This is a genomic window from Sphingomonas hylomeconis, assembly GCF_025370105.1.
Taxonomy (GTDB): domain Bacteria; phylum Pseudomonadota; class Alphaproteobacteria; order Sphingomonadales; family Sphingomonadaceae; genus Sphingomonas; species Sphingomonas hylomeconis.
Window position 1 is genome coordinate 128,328 of sequence record NZ_JANQBK010000004.1, and the last position, 18,262, is coordinate 146,589.

Genomic DNA, 18,262 nt, shown 5'->3' on the forward strand with positions numbered 1-18,262 from the left:
TGAGCCGTCAGCAGGGATAACGACCGGCGCGCGCCAAGCTTTAGGGGTTTCCTGCCGCCGCCTGAGGAAAAAGTTCCATGCGCCTGCAACATCCGGAAATTATTTGCCGGCAACGGCAACATGTTTAACGCGCTGTTTACCATCGCGGCCGCATGCACGCCCTGAGACCAGGGGACATTCTATGCGATCGATCGTACCGTCGGCGACCATCCTACGCCAAAAATACGCTTTGGTGTCATCGCTGCGCGCGCAGGGGTTCGCGATCCGATCGGCAGACGAACGCGGCCGCCAGCCCGGCGAACTCTACCTCGTCGCCGAGGGCGAGACCGCCCCGGCCCCGGCCCGCACGGTGATCGTCGGTGCGGACGGCACCTATGTCGCCCCGTCGCGCGACGGCAGCCCGGCACGGATCGCCTTTGGCCCGTCCGACGCCGCGATCGGCAACGGCTTCGTCCGCGCGCTGGTCGCCGGCGCCGATGCGCCGACCGCCGCCGATCCGGAAAGCCTGGCGCTCTACACGCTGGCCGAGCGCGTTGCCGCGGCCGATATTACCGTGCTGATCAACGGCCCGACCGGCACCGGCAAGGAAGTGCTCGCCCGGCATATCCACGCCTCGTCGACGCGCCGCGACGGCCCGTTCATCGCGATCAACTGCGCCGCTTTGCCCGAAACGATGCTCGAGGCGCTGCTGTTCGGCCACCAGAAGGGCGCCTTCACCGGCGCGGCATCGGGCGGCGAGGGTTTCTTCCGCGCGGCCAATGGTGGCACCTTGCTGCTCGACGAGATCGCCGAACTGCCGCTGCAATTGCAGGCCAAGTTGCTGCGCGCGTTGCAGGAACGCGAAGTGGTGCCGATCGGCGCCTCGACGCCGGAGAAGATCGACGTGCGCGTGATCGCCTGCGCCAACCGCGATCTGCAGGGCGAAGTCGCCGCCGGTCGCTTCCGCGCCGATCTCTATTACCGGCTGTCGGTCTTCCCGCTGTCGACCAAGCCGCTGGGCGACCGCCGCCAGGATATCCCCGCGCTGGTCGCGACGATGATCCTGCGCCATTCGGGCACCCGTGCGATCGTGCCGTGGCCGAATGCGGCGGCAGTGGCGGCGCTGGTCGATCACGACTGGCCGGGCAATGTCCGCGAGCTCGAAAACGTCATCCAGCGCGCGTTGCTGTTCTGCGGCGGCGACACGATCACCGCCGAGCATATCCTGTTCGACCGGCCGGCGGCATCCGCGCATCAGATCGCCGCGAACGACGAGCCCGAGGCGACCAAGACGCTCGGCAATATCGTGCAGATGCACGAATTCCAGGCGATCCGCGAAACGCTCGCCGCGTGCGGCGGCAGCCGCATCGAGACCGCCCGGCGGCTGGGCATTTCCGAGCGCACCTTGCGCTACCGGCTCGCCAAGGCACGCGAGCAGGGCGATGAGATCGTCCGCGCCGGCCAGTATCAGGCGATCGGGGCATGAGCATCGGCGGGGTCGGGGCGCCGATGGGCGTCGATCGGGTGATGGCGCTGCGCGCGCAGATCCTCGAACGCAACGAGGCGCTGCAGCGCGCCAACGCCTCCGCCGGTGCCGCGCCGGCGACGGAGGCCAAGCCCCCAAGCTTCGCCGCGACGATGGACGATGCGCTGAAAAGCGTGAACCAGGGCCAGCAGCAGGCCGGCGAGCTGTCCGCCGCGTACGAGCGCGGCGAGACGATCGACATCGCCAAGGTGATGCTCGCCCGCCAGCAGGCCTCGGTCGGCTTCGAGGCGACGCTGCAGGTCCGCAACAAACTCCTGTCCGCCTACAAGGACATCATGAGCATGCCGGTATAATATGAGCAACGCCCTCATCCCTTCGGGCATGCCCGAACGCTTCGCCAATCCGCTGCAGCAGGTCAGCGGCCTGCTCGCCCAGCCCGCGGTGCGCCGCAGCCTGCCGATGATCCTGATGGTCGGCCTGCTGGCGGCCGCCGCTCTGGCCTGGATGTCGTTCAGCACGGCACCGCAGAAGGTGCTGTTCGCCAGCCTCGCCGATGCCGACAAGGCCTCGGTCACGCAGGCGCTCGAACAGGGCAATATCGCCTCGAAGATCGACGATGCCGGCGCGCTGACCGTCGACGAGGACGATTATGCGCGGGCCAAGATGCTGCTTGCCGGCCAGGGCCTGCCCAAGGCGACGCCCGGCGGCTATGCCATTCTCGATCAGCTGCCGATGGGCGTGTCGCGCGCGGTGGAAGGCGAACGGCTGCGCCAGGCGCGCGAGACCGAGATCGCGCGGTCGATCCAGGAGATCGACGCGGTGGCCGAAGCGCGCGTGCATCTCGCCACGCCCGAAGCCTCGGTGTTCATCCGCGACAATGCCGCGCCCTCGGCGTCGGTGATCCTCAAGCTTCAGCCCGGTCGCGCGTTGAGCGACGCGCAGGTCGGCTCGATCATCAACCTCGTCGCCTCCTCGGTGCCGGGGCTGAAGTCCGATGCGGTGACGATCGTCGACCAGATGGGCGGCCTGCTGACCAAGGCAGCGGGCGAATCCAGCCTCGGCGCGGCGGGCGACGAGCGCATCGCGTACCAGCGCCGCATCGAAGAGAAATATCGCGCGCAGGTCGTACAGCTGCTGACGCCGCTGGTCGGCGCGGGCAATTTCAGCACCGAGGTGCAGGCCGACGTCGATCTCGACGAGACGCAGGCGACGCGCGAATCCTATGACAAGCAGGGCGCGCTGCGCGCCGAACAGGGCAATTGGACCGGCAATCAGGCCGATGCCGCGCAGCCCGGCGGCATTCCCGGCGCGCTGAGCAACACCCCGCCGCCCGCCTCCACCGTCACCGCCCCCAACCAGGCGGCGCCCGCCGCGCCCGGCGCCACGCCGCCCGCCCCGGGCACCGCAGCAGCACCGGCGGTCAAGCAGAGCGACCAGTTCGCCCGCGCCTATGATCTCGGCAAGGAAGTCTCGGTCACGCGCGCGGCGCCCGGCGGGGTCAAGAAACTCTCGGTCGCCGTGCTGCTGCGCGACATCGAGACCGCCAAGCCGCGCAGCACGGTGGAGATCCAGCAGATCACGCAACTGGTGCAGACCGCGGTCGGCTATACGCAGGCGCGCGGCGATCAGGTGACGGTGATCAGCCGCAAGTTCGCCGGCGCCGCCGCGCTGGACCAGGGGCAGGCCTGGTATGACAATGCCTGGCTGCCGATCATCGCGCGCAACGTCACCGCGATCGTCATCGCGCTGCTCGTGCTGCTGCTCGGCGTACGCCCCTTGGCCAAGGCGCTGATGAAGAAGCGCGACGATGCCGGCCCGCGCCTGGCGCTCGGCCGCGACATGGGCGGCACCGCCGCCGCCGCCGGCCAGCCGCCGGTGGGCATCGACCAGATCGCCGGCGCGCAGAATTACGACGAGCGGATCGGCATGGTGCGTGGCTTCACGCGCGACAATCCGGCGCGCGCCGCGCTCGCCGTGCGCGACATGATCAAGTCATGAATGCTCCGGTCCGCAGCTATACCGGGGTCGAGCGCGCCGCCGTGCTAATGATGCTGGTCGGCGAGGAGGAAGCCGCGGCGATCCTGCAGAAGCTGGATCCCGAGGAAGTCCGCCAGCTCGGCAAGGCGATGTTCGCCGTTGCCGACGTCAGCGAGCATGAGGTCGAACATGTGCTAGACGATTTTGTCGGTCGGGCGCGCGAGCGCACCGGCATCACGTTCGATCCGCGCCCGCAGATCGAGGCGGTGATGCACCGCGCGCTCGGGCAGGAGAAGGCGCAGAGCGTGCTCTCGCGCATCGTGCCGAGCGAGGATGCGTGCCAGATCGATCTGCTCGATTGGCTCGATGCGCCCGAAATCGCGGCGATGATCGAGAAGGAACATCCGCAGATCGCTGCGGTGCTGATCGCCAATCTCGATCCCGTCATTGCCGCGCAGGTGCTCGAACTGCTGCCGGACGGCGTGCAGCCCGATATCCTGCACCGCATCGCGAAGCTGGGCCCGATCACGCCCGAGGCGATCGAAACGCTGACCGCGATGCTCGCCAACCGCAGCGCCGCGCCGCAGGCCTCGGCCGGCATGACGCTCGGCGGCACGCGCGACGCCGCCAAGATTCTGTCGAGCGGGCGCAAGACCACCGAGCAGCGCGTGATGCCCAAATTGTTCAAGATCGACCGCGACGTCGCCAAGGCGATCGAGGAAGCGATGTTCGTGTTCGACAATCTGCTCGACCTCGACGACAAGAATCTCGGCACGCTGATCCGCAACATCGACAGCGACATCCTCACGCGCGCGCTGAAGGGCGTGGACGAGAGCGTCCGGGCGCGCTTCCTCGGCTGCATGTCGAGCCGCGCCGCCGACGGCATCCGCGACGAGATGGAAGCACGCGGCCCGATGAAGCTGAGCGAAGTGCTCGAAGCGCAGAAGGTGATCATCCAGACCGCGCGCAGCCTGGCCAAGGACGGCACGATCCAGATGGGCGCAAGCGAGGACGATTATGTCTAACCTCGCCGCCGGGTTCGCCCCCGGGTTTGCCGCGCGCCACGATGCCGCGGCGCAGATCCTGCACCAGGCATTCGATCAGCCCAAAACCGGGTTTGCCGCCTATGATCTGCGCGAGCGCGCGGCACGCGGTGGCCCGGTCGGCTTCGCGTCGCAACCCGCCAATCCGAAGCATTTCGCCCCGGAAAATCCTGCCGCCAATCCGACCGAGGGCTGGGATCCGTTCGACGCGCAGGCGCCGAGCTTTGCCGATCCGGTCGCGACGGCGCATGCCGCCGGCTATGCCGAGGGTATCGCTGCGGCGCTGGCCGAGCGCAGCGGACATATCGAGCGCGATGCCGCCTTGCTCGCCACGCTGGGCGAAGCACTGCGCGCGAACGATCGGCTCGACCGCGACAAGATGGCGCGCCAGTTGCGCCAGACGGTGCTGTTCCTGGTGACCAAGCTGGTCGGCGAGATCGGCGTGGCGCCCGACCTGCTGGCGGCTCGGATCGATTCCGCCTCGGACATGCTCGCCGACGCCGCCGAATCGGCGATGCTGCGCGTCCATCCCGACGATGTCGCGATCCTCGAGGGCAAATTGCCGCGCGCGATCTTCGCGGTCGGCGATGCGAGCGTTGCGCGTGGCGCGTTCGTGCTCGAATCCGCCTCGACGATCATCGAGGACGGGCCGGAATTGTGGCTCGAGCAACTGGCGCAGGCGATCGAGCGCGTGGCGGTGCCGACGTGACGGCGAGGATCGCATGTTGAACCGCTTCACCGACGATTATCTCGAATCGCTCGCCACCACCGGCTTCGCGCCCAAACCGAAAGTCTCCGGCCGGCTCGCCTCGTTCGACGGGCTGCTGATGGAAGCGGTCGGGTTGCAACTGCCGGTCGGCACGGTGTGTCAGGTCGGCTCGAAGGAAGCGGGCGTGGAGGCCGAGGTGATCGGGTTTCGCAACGGGCGCACCTTGCTGATGAATCTTGGCGGCCCTGCCGCGCTGCTGCCGCAGGCGCCGGTCCGTCCGCTCGGTCCTCCCGGCGAGGCGGAAGTCGGCGCGGCGATGCTCGGGCGCGTCGTCGATGGCGCCGGCAAGCCGATCGACGGGCTGGGGCCGATCCGCGGCGCGAAACACTGGCCGATCGCCGGCAAGCTGCAATCGCCGCTCGATCGTGGCCGCGTGCTGCAACCGATGGATGTCGGCGTGCGCGCGATCAACGGGTTGCTGACGATCGGCCAGGGGCAGCGCATCGGCATCATGGCGGGATCCGGCGTCGGCAAATCGGTGCTGCTCGGCATGATCGTGCGCGCGGCCGAAGCCGATGTGATCGTCATCGGGCTGATCGGCGAGCGCAGCCGCGAAGTCGCCGACTTTCTCGAAACCAAGGTCGCCGGTGCGGCGCGGCAGCGCTCGGTGGTGGTCGCCGTGCCGGCCAACCATTCGCCGGTGCTGCGCATCCGCGGCGCGCTGCGCACGCACGCGATCGCTGAGGCGTTTCGCGCCGAGGGCAAGAAGGTGCTGTTGATCATGGATTCGCTCACCCGCGTCGCGCATGCCGGGCGCGAGATCGGGCTGGCGCTGGGCGAGCCGGCGAGCGCCCGCGGCTATCCGCCGAGCGCGATCGCCATGCTGCCCAATCTGATCGAACGCGCCGGCACCGATGTCGCCAGCGGCGGCTCGATCACCGCGATCTACACCGTGCTGGCGGATGGCGACGACGGCAACGATCCGGTGGTCGATTCGGCGCGCTCGATCCTCGACGGGCATATCGTGCTGTCGCGCCAATTGGCCGAACGCGGCGTCTATCCGGCGATCGATCTCGGACCGTCGGTCAGCCGCGTGATGACCGATATCGCCGAGCGCCCGCATATCCTGGCCGCACGCGTGCTCCGGCGGCATCTCGCGACGTACGAGGAAAATCGCGATCTCGTGCTGATGGGCGCCTACCGCCCCGGCGCCGATCCGGCGATCGACGCGGCGATCGCCTGCCACGGCGCGGTGATGGAATATATCAAGCAGGATCCCGACGAGCTCGTCTCGTTGCCGGATGCGGTTGCCGAGCTGGTCGGCGTGTTCGGGCCCGCCTGATGGCGCTGGCCAAGAACAAGCTCGACCGGATTCTCAAGGTCCGCACCCTGCAACTGGGGCTGGTGCGGGCCGAGGAAGCGCGCGCCAACGAGCGTTTCGCCGGGGAAGTGAGCCTGCGCAACCGCATCGCCCAGCTGACGAACGACATCGCACCGACCCCGTCGATCGGACAGGGCCTGTCGATGATTGCCGCGGCGCATCTGCGCGAACGGCTGCAGCGCTCCGCCGAGGCCGCCGATGGCCGGATGCGCGCCGCCGAGCAGGTCGCGGCGTTGGCCGCCGAAAAGACCCGCGAGGCCAAGCGCGACCAGAGCGCGATCGAGAAGCTGCTGGCGCGTGCCGAAGCCGATGCAGCGCTGCGCGCGATCCGCGCGCTGGAAGCCGCGCCGCCATCGCGGAAGATCCGGCATGATCCTTGCTGATTGCTTGACGGGCGGGTTTCGCCTCGGGGGTCCTGCATGATCGACGCTGCCACATCCGTTTCACTGTCACCGCCGCCGCGGCCGTCTGCACGGGCACCGCGCGACGGTGGCGACGATTTCAGGACGACGCTGGAAACCGTTGCGGAGCAGCCGACGGACAAGACGGCCGTGGTGCGCCTGCTGACCGGCCGCAAGCCGGACGATGCGCCTGCATTGCCCGAACATGCGGTGGATACCGCCGCCGTCGCCGCGCCTGAAGATGCGCTGGATACCGCCGCTGTCGCCGCGCCCCGCACCTGCGGCACGTCGTGGCGCGGCAAGCGGCCGGGCATTGCCGGGGACGGCAAGACCTTGCCCGCTACCATGCGCGACGACGATGAGCGCAAGGATCCGATCTGGCTGCCGATCGGCGTGATCGCGCCCTTGCCCGCCCCGGCAACATGTCCGCTCGCGCTGCCGAGATTAGGCGGTGCGACCGTGCCCTTGGCCGGAGACAAAGCGCTCGCGCTTCCCGCCACGTTTCCGGCACCGGCGGGGCCCTCGACGGGCGGCGCCGTCGAAGGCTCGGAAACCTCGCTCACCTGGGCCCCGGCCGTCGCCGAACCAGCGCAGATGGCAATGTCGGGCAACGGCGCGCCTTCTGCAAAAGGCGATGCGGCTAACGATGGCATCGTCCTGCCTGCCGTCAATAACGCGGCGAAGACCGACTTGCCGGTCCGCCCGGACGCGCCGGCACCGACCGTGCCTCAGGCGATGCCGCAACCCGCCATGCAGCCCGCCACCCAGCCCGCCGGTCAGGTCTTCGCCGCCGCAATCGCCGCCGCCGTGCACGCCGCACCGCGCCGCGACGAGGACGCGCCGAGCGATGCGCGGGCACCGCTTGCCGTCGGCGGCACGGCGATGGACGCCTTGCGCACGCCGGTGATCGCCGCGCCTGCCGACGCCAGGCAGAATGCGCTCGATCTCGGGCGGGACAGCGGCCTGCAGGGGATGATCGATCATATCGAAGTGCTGCGCGACAATGCCGATGCCGGCGATACGCGGATCCGCCTGGTGCCCGACGCGCTCGGCGCGGTCGACGTATCGGTGCGCAAGGACGGCGAGCGCGTGCATGTCCATTTCAGCGCCGAGAATGCCGCCAGTGCGCGGCTGCTGAGCGAGGCGCAGCCGCGGCTCGCCGATCTCGCCGAGGCACGCGGCGTGAAGCTCGGCCAGACCAGCGTCGACAGCCAGGCCGGCAACGCCCGGCAGCAGCCGCAGCAACAGACGGCCGCCCCACCCTTCGCCGCCGCCCCGGTCGCCGCTCTGCGCGCCGCTGCGGCCCCGCCACCCGATAACCGAATCGCCTGACCGAAGGACTGATAGATGAGCGAGAAGAACGAAGACGCTGCCGCCCCGACCAAGAAGAAGGGCGGCGCCTTGAAGAAAATCATGATTGCGCTGGTCGCGCTGCTGCTGGTCGGCGGCGGCGTTGCCGGCGGGCTGTATGCGACCGGCTATATGCCGGGCGGCGACGGCGGGCATGCCGCGGCCGAGGCCAAGGGCCCGAAGCTCGTGCCGAAGGCCGAACAGAAGCGCTTCTCCGCTGGCGGTGAAGGCGGCGAAGGCGGCGGCGAGGCCGGCGCGGCGCCCCCGGCCGGCGTGGGCGGCGACAAATATGCCTCCAATTACTATGCGATGGACAAGGAGTTCACCTCCAACCTGCAGGACAGCGTGCACTTCGTGCAGATCGGCCTCGCCGTCTCCACGCCGTATGACGATACCGTCATCGACAATATCAAGACCAACGAGATCGCGGTCCGTTCGGCGATCCTGATGGCGCTCGGCGACACCAGCGAGGAGCAGGTGTTCAGCACCGAGGGGAAGAAGCAATTGCAGGTCCGCTTGGCCAAGGCGATCAACGCGACGCTTAAGGAAAAGGAAGGATTCGGCGGCGTTGGTAACGTCTACTTTACCAATTTTGTTGTTCAGTGACCCTCGATGGTTAACGCGAGCTCAACCACGGCATCGGCCGACCGGCGGGAACGTCCCAGACAGCAGGTGGAACACGCCACGCTGGGGGTTCAGAATCTCAATCCGTTCGGCGACCTCCACACGCTGCAGCATCTCTCCGCGCGTCTGGCGCGGGCGCTGCGCGGCGTGTTCGAGCCGTTGTTGCGCAAGGAAGTCCGCGCCTTTGCCGAGCCGCTGGTGGTACAGCGCTTTGCCGATTACCGCGCCGAACGCGCCGATGGGCTGACCGCCTGGCTGCCGTTGCAGATGGCACCGGCCGGGGGCCAGGCGCTCGTCGTGTTCGACGGGCGCTTCGTGATGGAGCTGCTCGATCTGTTCTTCGGCGGCACCGGCGCGACCCCGCCCCAGCTGCCGTCCGAATTCACGCCCGCCGCCGAGGCGATCGTCGCACGCCTCGGCATGCTGCTCGCCGCACCGCTGACCGCCGCCTGGGAGCCGCTCGGCCGGATCGACTTCGTGCCCGGCCATGTCGAATCCAATGCCGCACTGATCCAGGGGCTGGACGGCGATGACGCCGTGGTCGTCACCCGCTTTGGCATCGCCGCGGGCACGGCCAAGCCGGTGTTCGTCGACATCGTCTATCCGGTCGCCGCGCTGAAACCGCATACCCCATCGCTGATCGGCAAGGTCCACGCCAAGACCGCGGCGCCCGATCCGGCATGGCGCAACGGCCTGACGCGCAACGTGATGGCGGTGAAGTTTCCGGTCCGTTCCGTGCTGGCCGAGCCGATGGTCGCGCTCAGCGTGCTGATGGACCTCAAGCCGGGCGACGTCATCCCGATCAGCTTCGGCGCGGAAGTGCCGGTGATGGTCGGCGGCGACTGCCTTGGCCTTGGCACCGTCGGCACGTCCAACGGCAAGGCCGCGATCCGGCTCAATTCGATCACCCGTGAACTCGAGGAATATCAATGACCGACATGTCCGGCGCCTTCCCGGTCGATGCGTCTCTCGCCGCCAACTTCCGGCTGCTGCAGGATGTCGACGTCAAGCTGACGGTCGAGATCGGCTCGACTCAGCTGAGCCTGCGCGAATTGCTCGCGCTGGGCGAAAGTTCGGTGATCGAACTCGATCGCCAGGCCAACGAACTGCTCGACGTGTTCGTCAACGGCACGCTGATCGGCCGCGGCGAAGTCGTCACGGTCGGCGATCGCTTCGGCGTGCGCATGACCGAGCTGGTCACGCCCGAGAAGCGGGTCTGAACGAACATGATGTGGTCGTACATACTCAAGCTCGTCGTGCTGCTGCCGCTCGTCTGCGGGCTGATGATTGGTTGCCTGTATCTGTGGCGCAAACTCGAGGCGCGGATGCCGGGCCAACCTGCCAACCGCATGCTCAAAGTGCAGGAAACGATGATGATCTCGCCCGGCCTGCGCATGGCGGTGCTCGAGTTCGAAGGGCGCAAGCTGCTCGTCGCGGTCGGTCGCGGCGGGGTCACGCTGATCGACAAGATCGACGGCAAATGAAGACCGTCGTCACGCGCCGTGGCACCGGCCCGGCACTGATCCGCACGCCCCGCGCGCGCCAGCAGATCGGGTATGGCTGGCTCGGCAAGGCCGTGTTCGTCGCGCTCGGCATCGTCTTCGCGCTGATCGTCGCGCACCCGGCGTTCGCCCAGGCCGCACCGGTGGTGGCGCCGCCCGCCGCGCCGAGCGCCGCCGGGGTCGGCGACGGCATCGATCGCGCACTCGGCCAGCTTTCCGGCACCGGTCAGGGCAGCGTCGGCCAGCCGATGGCCCTGTCGCTGCAGGTGCTGATCATCATGGGCCTGCTCAGCGTGCTGCCGGGCATCCTGTTGATGATGACCAGCTTCACGCGCATCATCATCGTGCTGGCGATCCTGCGCCAAGCGCTCGGGCTGCAGCAGACGCCGCCCAACCAGGTGCTGATCGGCCTGTCGCTGTTCCTGTCCTTCTTCATCATGTCGCCGGTGATCAACCAGATCAACACGACCGCGATCCAGCCCTATTCCAACGGCCAGATGCAGGCGACCGACATGATCAAGACCGCCGGCACGCCGCTCCACGCCTTCATGGTCAAGCAGACGCGCGTGAAAGACATCACGATGTTCGCCGACATCGCCAAGGCCGGCAAATTCCGGTCGGCCAACGACATTCCCTTCTCCGTGCTGCTGCCGTCGTTCGTGACGAGCGAGCTCAAGACCGCGTTCCAGATCGGCTTCCTGATCTTCCTGCCCTTCATCGTCATCGATCTGGTCGTCGCGACTGTGCTGATGTCGCTCGGGATGATGATGCTATCCCCGACGATCATCTCGCTGCCGTTCAAGCTACTGCTGTTCGTGCTGGTCGACGGCTGGGCGCTGACCATGGGCAGCCTCGCCAACAGTTTCGTGAGTTAGGCGGCATGGACGCGGAATATTTCCTGACCGTCGCCAATCAGACGATGTGGGTGCTGGCGCTCGCCGCCGCGCCGATCCTGATCCCGGCGCTGTTCGCCGGGCTGATCCTCGGCATGGTGCAGGCGGCGACCTCGATCAACGAGCAGACGCTGTCGTTCGTGCCCAAGCTGATCGTCGTGGCGATCTCGATCATGATCTTCGGGAGTCTGATCCTGGGGCTGCTGAGCGATTTCACGATCAGCATCTTCGAGCGGATCCCGGATCTGGTGCGCTAGTCGTGATCCGCCGACGTTCTTCTCCCCTCCCGCTCGCGGGAGGGGCTGGGGGAGGGCCTGTCCGTCACGGACCGGTCGCCGTTACGACACGCCCTCCCCTAGCCCCTCCCGCAAGCGGGAGGGGGATTTGAGCACGCTCGGCTTCGGACTGTCGATCGAGCCGCAACTGTGGGCGCTGATCTTCGTGATGGTCCGCATCGGCGCGGCCTTCATCGCCGCGCCCGTGTTCGGCGCCGTCTCGGTGCCGGTGATGGTGCGCATCACGCTGTCGGGTGCGATCGGCGTGCTGGTGCTCGCCACGCATAGCGTGACCCCGCCCGCCAACGTATTCGCCTTTGCCACCTTCCTCGCGATCGCCGCCGAAGCGCTGGTCGGCCTCGCCATGGGCTTCATCCTGCAGATCGCCTTTGCCGCACCGATGCTGGCGAGCGAAGTGATCGGCATCTCGATGGGGATCGGTTTCGCCAATGCGATCGACCCGCAGAACGGGCGGTCCTCCCCGGCGCTCGGCCAGTTCTTCTCGATCATGCTGACCTTGCTGTTCCTGTCGGTCGGCGGGCATCTCGTGCTCGTCGAGATGGTGGTGAAAAGCTATGACGTGCTGCCGGTCGGCGCTGCCTGGATGACCGCGGCGCAGCTGAAGGGCATCGCCCTGTTCGGCGGCTACACCTTCCTTGCCGGACTGTTGCTTGCGCTGCCGGTCGGCTTCCTGCTGCTGTGCCTCAACCTTGTCGTCGGCATGCTGTCGCGCTCGGCGCCGGCGCTCAACCTGTTCGCGGTCGGGCTGCCCGCCAGCCTCGCGGTCGGCGTGATCGCGCTCGCCATCGCCTTCCCGGCGATGGGCGATTACCTGCTCGTCATCGTCCGCGAGGGACTCGCGGCGGTGCAGAACCTGGTGCTCGGCTGATGTCCGAGGAGATGGGGGGCGATAAGACAGAAGCACCAACCGCAAAGCGCAAACGCGAAGCGACCGAGAATGGCGAGGTGCTCCAATCGAAGGAATTCGCCACCGCGCTCGTGATCCTCGCCGGCTGCGGCTGGCTGGCCTTTTTCGGACCGTCGCTGATGGGCGCGTGCAAGGCGGTGATGACGTCGAGCTTCGAATTCGGCCGCGGCGATGTCGAGGATTTCGAGCCGTTCCGACCCTTGCTCGCGTCCGGCTGGAAGCTCGCCACGCCGATGCTGGCGCTGTTCGTCATCACGATGCTCGCCGCGATCCTGAGCAAGGCCGGGCTGGGCTCGCTCGGCTTCAACGGCAAATTGCTCACGCCCAAATTCAATCGCATCAATCCCGCCTCCGGGCTCAAGCGCATCTTCGGGCCGCAAGGCTGGATCGAACTCGGCAAGTCGCTGCTCAAGGTCGTGCTGCTCGGCTCGATCGGCACCTATATGCTGATGTCGGTCTCGCACATGACGATCGGGCTGGTCTCCTCCGACGTCGAAAGCGCGACCGGCGCGCTCGGCGGCACGCTGATGGGCGTGCTGTTCGCGATGGCCGGGGGGCTGCTGATCATCGCCGGGATCGACGTGCCGGTGCAGCTGATCCGGCTGCTCGGCAAACTCCGCATGACCAAGCAGGCGGTGAAGGACGAACACAAGGAAAGCGAAGGTTCGCCCGAGGCCAAGAACGCGATCCGCCAGGCGCAGCACCGCGCGGCCAAGCGCGGGATGCGCCAGGCCGTGGCCGAAGCACATGTGATCCTCACCAACCCGACGCATTTCGCGGTCGCCCTGCGCTATGATCGCGGCAAGGATCAGGTGCCGGTGGTGGTGGCCAAGGGCCGCGGCGTGCTGGCGCTGGCGATCCGCGAGATCGCCGCCGAGCACCAGGTGCCGGTGATGGAATATCCCGCGATCGCGCGCGCAGTCTATTACACCAGCAAGGAAGGGCAGGAGGTGCGCGACGACCTGTATCTGGCGATCGCGACGATCCTCGCCTTCGTGTTCGGCATCAACGTCGCCGCCGGCGGCACCGCGCCCGCGGTCGCCGTGCCGCCCAGCGCGCGGTTCGACGAGAATGGGGTGAAACTTTCCTAAACAAATGCCGGCTTCGGCCGATCTAACAGGACGAGCTCAAGGAACGACACGCCATGGCGACGACATCGATCACGAATGCGCTCGGCGCCGGCTCCGGGGTCGACATCAAGGAATTGGTGACGTCGCTGGTCGATGCGCAATATGCCGGCAAGACCGCACGGCTGACCAAGCAGACCGAGGCGATCACCACGCAGATTTCCGGCGTGGCGACGATCAAGAGCGGGATCACCGGATTCGCCAGCGCGCTGTCGTCGCTGGTCAAAGGCGGCTCGCTCGCTACCAGTCCGACCAGTTCCAACCCCGCGATCGTCATCGCCACCGCGCTGTCGGGCGCGAAGCTGGCCGGCCTTTCCTCGACGATCGAGGTCAAGCAGCTGGCGCAATCGCAGGTCGCGACCAGCGCGATCCGCCAGGACACGATCGCCTCGGTCGGTCTCGGCAGCTTCACGCTGACGTTCGGCACGGCAGAAGTGACCGACGGCGTGATGACCAAGTTCACCGCTGGCGCACCCGACGCGCCCGGCACCATTGCACCGGTCGTGATTCCGATCACGTCGGGCAATTCGGGGCTGAGCGGCATTGCCCGCGCAATCAACGCGGCCGGCGCCGGCGTCGTCGCGACCGTGCTCACCGATGCCGATGGCTCGCGGCTGAGCATCAAGGGGCCGACCGGCGAGGCCAAGGCCTTCACGCTGACGGCGACCGAGGACGCGGCAGCGCCCGGACTGAGCAGCCTGAACATCGGCCCTGCCCCCACCGACGGCACCGCGGCCCCCACCACCACGATCGGCAGCATCGCGCAGGATTCGCTCGTGGCGGTCGACGGCACTCCGCTCAAGCGCTCGGGCAACAGCATCACCGATCTGGTGCCGGGCGTGAAGCTGGATCTGGTCAGCGCGTCGCTCGGCACCAAGGTGACGCTCGGCACGAGTGCGCCGACCACCGCTTTGTCGCAGGCGGTGAATGATTTTGCCGAAACCTACAATCAGCTCGCCGCCATGCTCAAGGAACAGACTGATCCGGTCAGCGGCGCGCTGCGCACTGATTCGGCAGCCATCGCCCTGCAGCGCTCGCTGCGCGGGCTGACGCTGACGCCACTGGTTACCAGCGGCGCGACCGGCGCGCCCACCACGCTCGCCGAGATCGGCCTGCAGACCAATCGCGACGGCACGCTGAGCGTCAATGCGGCGACACTTACCAGCGCGTTGATGAAATATCCCGACGCGGTGGAAGCGATGTTCGCCGATGGCAAGGGCGCGACCGGCAAGGGCCTGTCAGCCGCGCTGTCGGCCATTTCCGACGCGGCGATCAATACCACCACCGGGCTCGGCGCGAGCAGCGTGCGCTATACGAAGTCGCAGGCCGACTTGGCCGATGACCAGGCGGATCTGACCAAGGCCGAGACCAACATGACCACGCGACTGACCGCGCAGTTCGCCGCCATGGACGCGCGCGTCGCGGCGTACCAGTCGACGCTGACGTTCCTGACGCAGCAGATCGACGCCTGGAACAACAGCAGCAATTGATGGCCTATGCCAGCGCATTGGGGCGCGATCCCGAGGCGACCTATCGCCGGATCGATCTGGCCGGGCGGACCGCGGAAGCGGACGGGCCCGCGCTGGTGCAATTGCTGTACGACGAACTGGTGCGCGCGCTGCGTGTGGCGGCCTGGGCGATCGAGCGCCGGCAGTTCGCGATGAAGAGCGAGAAGATCACGCGCGCCACCGCGATCCTGTTCGCGCTCGAGGCGGGGCTCGATTTCGAAGCCGGCGGCGATGTTTCGCACACGCTCGCCCGCGTCTATGGCGGCGCGCGGCGCACGATCGTCGAGGCAAGCATGGGGCAGGATCCCGCGCCGTACCGCAACGTCGCCGACGAGCTCGAGGAAATCGCCCAGGCATGGCGCACGATCCGCGCGGCATGATGCTCAACGCCCGTTAACCATTTCGTCAGGGCCGGTGGCTATCCTGCCGGCGTCGAGGGGGCGGCACGCATGGAGCTTTTCGGATCAAAGGAGATGCGCTGCGGCGCGACGATTCTCGCGGTCGACGGCAATCGCACCAATCTCGGCGTGATCGGCCGGCGCCTCGCCCATTTCGGCTATGTCACCGCGCTCAGCGACACTGGCAGCGATGCGCTCGGGCTGATCGCCGGACGCGGCTTCGATCTCGTGCTGCTCGACATGGACCTGCCCGGCATGACCGGCCTGCGCGTGCTGCAGGAAATCCGCGGCGCGCCGGCGACTGCCGACCTGCCGGTGATCATGCTCACCGCGCGCAGCGATCCCGCCGCGGCGGTGCAGGCGCTGGCCGGCGGGGCCGACGATCATGTCGCCAAGCCGTTCGATTTCGACGTGCTTGCGGCGCGGATCGAGCGCGTGCTCGCCCGCCACCGCCGCCTCACCGCGCTGCAACGCGCCAACCAGACGCTCGACGCCCGGATCGCGACGCGCGCCGTGGAACTGGGCGAGATGCGCAGCGAACTCGCCGAAACCCGTGCCGATCGCCTGCGGCTGATCGCGTCGATCCAGGCGCTCAACGATCGGATGGAGCTTCTCGGGAGCGCGTAGCGCCTATCGAGGTTATCCTGTGGGCATGCCCAGGCTGAGATCGATCGACAGGCCCGGTGCCGCCGCGCCCGGCGCCCGGTCGCATGCCACCCGCACCGCATCCGCGCGCGCGCGATCGAGAATCGCCGCCGGTACGTCGCTGCGGTGGAAGATCCGGTCCGCCTGCCCCAGCAACCGCGCCTGGCGCAGGGTGAGATCGTCGGGATCGCCCGAGGCCAGACTGATCGTGACCAATGCCGCCTCGACCGCGGTATCCGCCGCCAGCCAGCGCTCGACCGACGCCGCTTCGCCCAGCGGATCGAGCGCCCCGCCGGGCGCAAACGCCGCGCCCAGCGCGCGCCGCCGGTCACCGCCCTCGGGATAGCGCGCCTTGATCGCGCCGCGTGCCGCCAGCAGCCCCGTCGCCAGCGCGCCAAGCCCGGCCGGCAGCAGGGTCTCGAGCCGCTGCCGGAGCGCCGCCGCCAGCCCCGCCGATGCGCCGCCGGTGCCGATCGCGACCAGCAGCGGATCGCGATCGACGATTGCCGGCAGCGTGAAATCGCACAGATCCGGCCGGTCGACCGCATTGACCAGCACACCACGCGCGCGCAGCCGGGCCACCGCCGCCACCGCCGCCGCCTCATCCTCGATCGCGACGATCGCCAGCGCCGCGGCTGCATCTTCGCCCGAGGCCAGCGCGCCTGCACGCTTGAGCAGGCGGCGCTTGGCATCCGCCGCCTCGCCCTCGCCGAGCAAGATCACCGGCCGGCCTGCCAGCCGCACGAACAGTGGCAGGCTGTGCCAGCTCATTCGAGCAGCCACTCCGGCACGCGTTCCGCGGCGAAGATCGTCTCCGGCAGGATGCGATCGGCGACCACCGCGTAGCGATCACCATCGACCAGCACTTCGGGCACCAGCGCGCGGCTGTTGTACGTGCTGGCCATCGTCGCGCCATACGCGCCGGCCGAGCGGAAGATGGCCAGATCGCCCGACGAGACGCGATCGATCTCGCGCCCCATCGCGAACGTGTCGCCGCTTTCGCACACCGGGCCGGCGATGTTCGCCGTCATCCGCGCGCCGCTCGGCCGCACCGCCTCGAAGTCGTGCCACGCATCGTACATCGCCGGGCGCGCGAGATCGTTCATCGCGGCATCGACGATGACGTACGGATTGACCGCGCCGGGCTTGACCCAGACCACTTCGGTGAGCAGCGCGCCGGCATTGGCGGTCAGCAACCGCCCCGGCTCGAACATCAATTCGACATCCCAATCCTGGGTCACGCGCGCGACCATCGCGCCATAGTCGGCCGGGCTCGGCGGATTGTCGCCGGCCTTGTACGGCACGCCGAGACCACCGCCGAGATCGACGCGGCTGATGAAATGGCCGAACTTGCGCAATTCGGCGATCAGCGCGCCGACGCGCAGGAACGCCGCCTCGAGCGGCGCCAGATCGAACAATTGGCTGCCGATATGGATCGCCACGCCGCGCATGCTGAGCCCGTCCTGCTCGGCGAGCCGGCCGTACATCTCGACCGCGCGGTCGATATCGACGCCGAACTTGTTCTCCTTGCGCCCGGTGGAGATCTTCGCGTGCGTGCCGGCATCGACATCGGGATTGACGCGCAGCGTTGCCGGTGCGCGCAGCCCACGGGCATGCGCCATCGCGCCGAGCACTTCCCCCTCTTCTTCGAGCTCGAGATTGAACTGGCCGATGCCGGCATCGAGCGCGGCGGACAATTCCCGGCGCGTCTTGCCGACGCCCGAGAAGACGATCTCGCTCGCCGGAATGCCCGCCGCCAGCGCGCGCGCCATCTCGCCCCCCGACACGACATCGGCGCCATAGCCTTCCTGCGCCAGCACGCGCAGCACGGCGAGGTTGGGATTGGCCTTGATTGCGAAGGCAAGATGCACCCGCCCGGCCCCGCTTAGCGCCTCGCGGAACACGCGGGCATGGCGGCGCAGCGTCGCGGTGGAATAGACATAGACCGGCGTGCCGACCTCTTGCGCGATGGTTTCCAGGTTCACGCCCTCGCAGTGGAGCGTGCCATCGACGGCCGTAAAGTGATCCATCAACGC

At 68.1% G+C, this 18,262-nt stretch carries 21 protein-coding genes; 19 read left to right on the forward strand and 2 right to left on the reverse strand.

The features are described 5' to 3' along the window. Positions 1 to 181: 181 nt before the first annotated feature. From NV401_RS07125 to NV401_RS07215, 19 genes are all read left to right on the forward strand, one after another. Complete coding sequence (locus NV401_RS07125) at positions 182 to 1,465, forward strand: sigma-54 interaction domain-containing protein (protein ID WP_261293710.1); 1,284 nt, start codon at positions 182 to 184, stop codon at positions 1,463 to 1,465. After that, complete coding sequence (fliE, locus tag NV401_RS07130) at positions 1,462 to 1,818, forward strand: flagellar hook-basal body complex protein FliE (RefSeq protein WP_261293711.1); 357 nt, start codon at positions 1,462 to 1,464, stop codon at positions 1,816 to 1,818. The genes NV401_RS07125 and fliE overlap by 4 nt, the downstream gene beginning before the upstream one ends. 1 nt (position 1,819) lies before the next feature. Continuing rightward, the gene (gene fliF / locus NV401_RS07135; RefSeq protein ID WP_261293712.1) at positions 1,820 to 3,463 is read left to right on the forward strand and encodes a flagellar basal-body MS-ring/collar protein FliF; all 1,644 of its coding nucleotides are present in this window, start codon (positions 1,820 to 1,822) and stop codon (positions 3,461 to 3,463) included. Then, positions 3,460 to 4,467: a flagellar motor switch protein FliG gene (fliG, locus tag NV401_RS07140; RefSeq protein WP_261293713.1), complete on the forward strand. Its 1,008-nt coding sequence runs from the start codon at positions 3,460 to 3,462 to the stop codon at positions 4,465 to 4,467. The genes fliF and fliG overlap by 4 nt, the downstream gene beginning before the upstream one ends. Further along, entirely contained in the window at positions 4,460 to 5,194 is a 735-nt protein-coding gene (locus tag NV401_RS07145) for a FliH/SctL family protein (RefSeq protein WP_261293714.1), read from the forward strand. The genes fliG and NV401_RS07145 overlap by 8 nt, the downstream gene beginning before the upstream one ends. 13 nt (positions 5,195 to 5,207) lie before the next feature. Beyond that, entirely contained in the window at positions 5,208 to 6,536 is a 1,329-nt protein-coding gene (locus tag NV401_RS07150; protein ID WP_261293715.1) for a FliI/YscN family ATPase, read from the forward strand. Next, the gene (locus NV401_RS07155) at positions 6,536 to 6,958 is read left to right on the forward strand and encodes a hypothetical protein (RefSeq protein ID WP_315369063.1); all 423 of its coding nucleotides are present in this window, start codon (positions 6,536 to 6,538) and stop codon (positions 6,956 to 6,958) included. Before NV401_RS07150 ends, NV401_RS07155 begins: the two co-directional genes overlap by 1 nt. A 36-nt stretch (positions 6,959 to 6,994) precedes the next feature. Next, complete coding sequence (gene fliK / locus NV401_RS07160; RefSeq protein WP_261293716.1) at positions 6,995 to 8,308, forward strand: flagellar hook-length control protein FliK; 1,314 nt, start codon at positions 6,995 to 6,997, stop codon at positions 8,306 to 8,308. 15 nt (positions 8,309 to 8,323) lie between these two features. Then, positions 8,324 to 8,932, forward strand: coding sequence for a flagellar basal body-associated FliL family protein (locus NV401_RS07165; RefSeq protein ID WP_261293717.1), 609 nt, complete (start codon positions 8,324 to 8,326; stop codon positions 8,930 to 8,932). A 6-nt stretch (positions 8,933 to 8,938) separates the two neighbouring features. Then, the gene (locus tag NV401_RS07170; protein WP_261293718.1) at positions 8,939 to 9,883 is read left to right on the forward strand and encodes a flagellar motor switch protein FliM; all 945 of its coding nucleotides are present in this window, start codon (positions 8,939 to 8,941) and stop codon (positions 9,881 to 9,883) included. Next, positions 9,880 to 10,170: a flagellar motor switch protein FliN gene (gene fliN / locus NV401_RS07175; RefSeq protein WP_261293719.1), complete on the forward strand. Its 291-nt coding sequence runs from the start codon at positions 9,880 to 9,882 to the stop codon at positions 10,168 to 10,170. Before NV401_RS07170 ends, fliN begins: the two co-directional genes overlap by 4 nt. A gap of 6 nt (positions 10,171 to 10,176) precedes the next feature. Beyond that, positions 10,177 to 10,434, forward strand: a complete 258-nt coding sequence (locus NV401_RS07180) for a flagellar biosynthetic protein FliO (protein WP_261293720.1) — start codon at positions 10,177 to 10,179, stop codon at positions 10,432 to 10,434. Continuing rightward, on the forward strand, positions 10,431 to 11,327 hold the full coding sequence (gene fliP / locus NV401_RS07185; RefSeq protein WP_261293721.1) for a flagellar type III secretion system pore protein FliP: 897 nt from the start codon (positions 10,431 to 10,433) through the stop codon (positions 11,325 to 11,327). The genes NV401_RS07180 and fliP overlap by 4 nt, the downstream gene beginning before the upstream one ends. A gap of 5 nt (positions 11,328 to 11,332) precedes the next feature. After that, positions 11,333 to 11,602 carry a flagellar biosynthesis protein FliQ gene (gene fliQ / locus NV401_RS07190; RefSeq protein ID WP_261293722.1) on the forward strand — a complete coding sequence of 90 codons (270 nt, stop codon included), beginning with the start codon at positions 11,333 to 11,335 and terminating at the stop codon, positions 11,600 to 11,602. Between the two features lie 127 nt (positions 11,603 to 11,729). After that, entirely contained in the window at positions 11,730 to 12,509 is a 780-nt protein-coding gene (gene fliR / locus NV401_RS07195) for a flagellar biosynthetic protein FliR (RefSeq protein ID WP_261293723.1), read from the forward strand. After that, positions 12,509 to 13,639, forward strand: coding sequence for a flagellar type III secretion system protein FlhB (gene flhB, locus NV401_RS07200; protein WP_261293724.1), 1,131 nt, complete (start codon positions 12,509 to 12,511; stop codon positions 13,637 to 13,639). The genes fliR and flhB overlap by 1 nt, the downstream gene beginning before the upstream one ends. Before the next feature lie 53 nt (positions 13,640 to 13,692). Further along, positions 13,693 to 15,165, forward strand: coding sequence for a flagellar filament capping protein FliD (fliD, locus tag NV401_RS07205; protein WP_261293725.1), 1,473 nt, complete (start codon positions 13,693 to 13,695; stop codon positions 15,163 to 15,165). Continuing rightward, positions 15,165 to 15,563, forward strand: a complete 399-nt coding sequence (locus NV401_RS07210) for a flagellar export chaperone FliS (protein ID WP_261293726.1) — start codon at positions 15,165 to 15,167, stop codon at positions 15,561 to 15,563. Before fliD ends, NV401_RS07210 begins: the two co-directional genes overlap by 1 nt. A 69-nt stretch (positions 15,564 to 15,632) precedes the next feature. Next, on the forward strand, positions 15,633 to 16,208 hold the full coding sequence (locus tag NV401_RS07215; RefSeq protein WP_261293727.1) for a response regulator transcription factor: 576 nt from the start codon (positions 15,633 to 15,635) through the stop codon (positions 16,206 to 16,208). Positions 16,209 to 16,220: 12 nt separating this feature from the next. Here the strand turns inward: NV401_RS07215 and NV401_RS07220 are convergent, their stop codons facing one another. Both NV401_RS07220 and lysA read right to left on the reverse strand, forming a co-directional pair. Continuing rightward, positions 16,221 to 16,997 (reverse strand): NAD(P)-dependent oxidoreductase, encoded by a 777-nt coding sequence (locus NV401_RS07220; RefSeq protein ID WP_261293728.1) that lies wholly within the window; start codon positions 16,995 to 16,997, stop codon positions 16,221 to 16,223. Further along, positions 16,994 to 18,256, reverse strand: coding sequence for a diaminopimelate decarboxylase (lysA, locus tag NV401_RS07225; protein ID WP_261293729.1), 1,263 nt, complete (start codon positions 18,254 to 18,256; stop codon positions 16,994 to 16,996). Before lysA ends, NV401_RS07220 begins: the two co-directional genes overlap by 4 nt. Between the last annotated feature and the right edge of the window lie 6 nt (positions 18,257 to 18,262).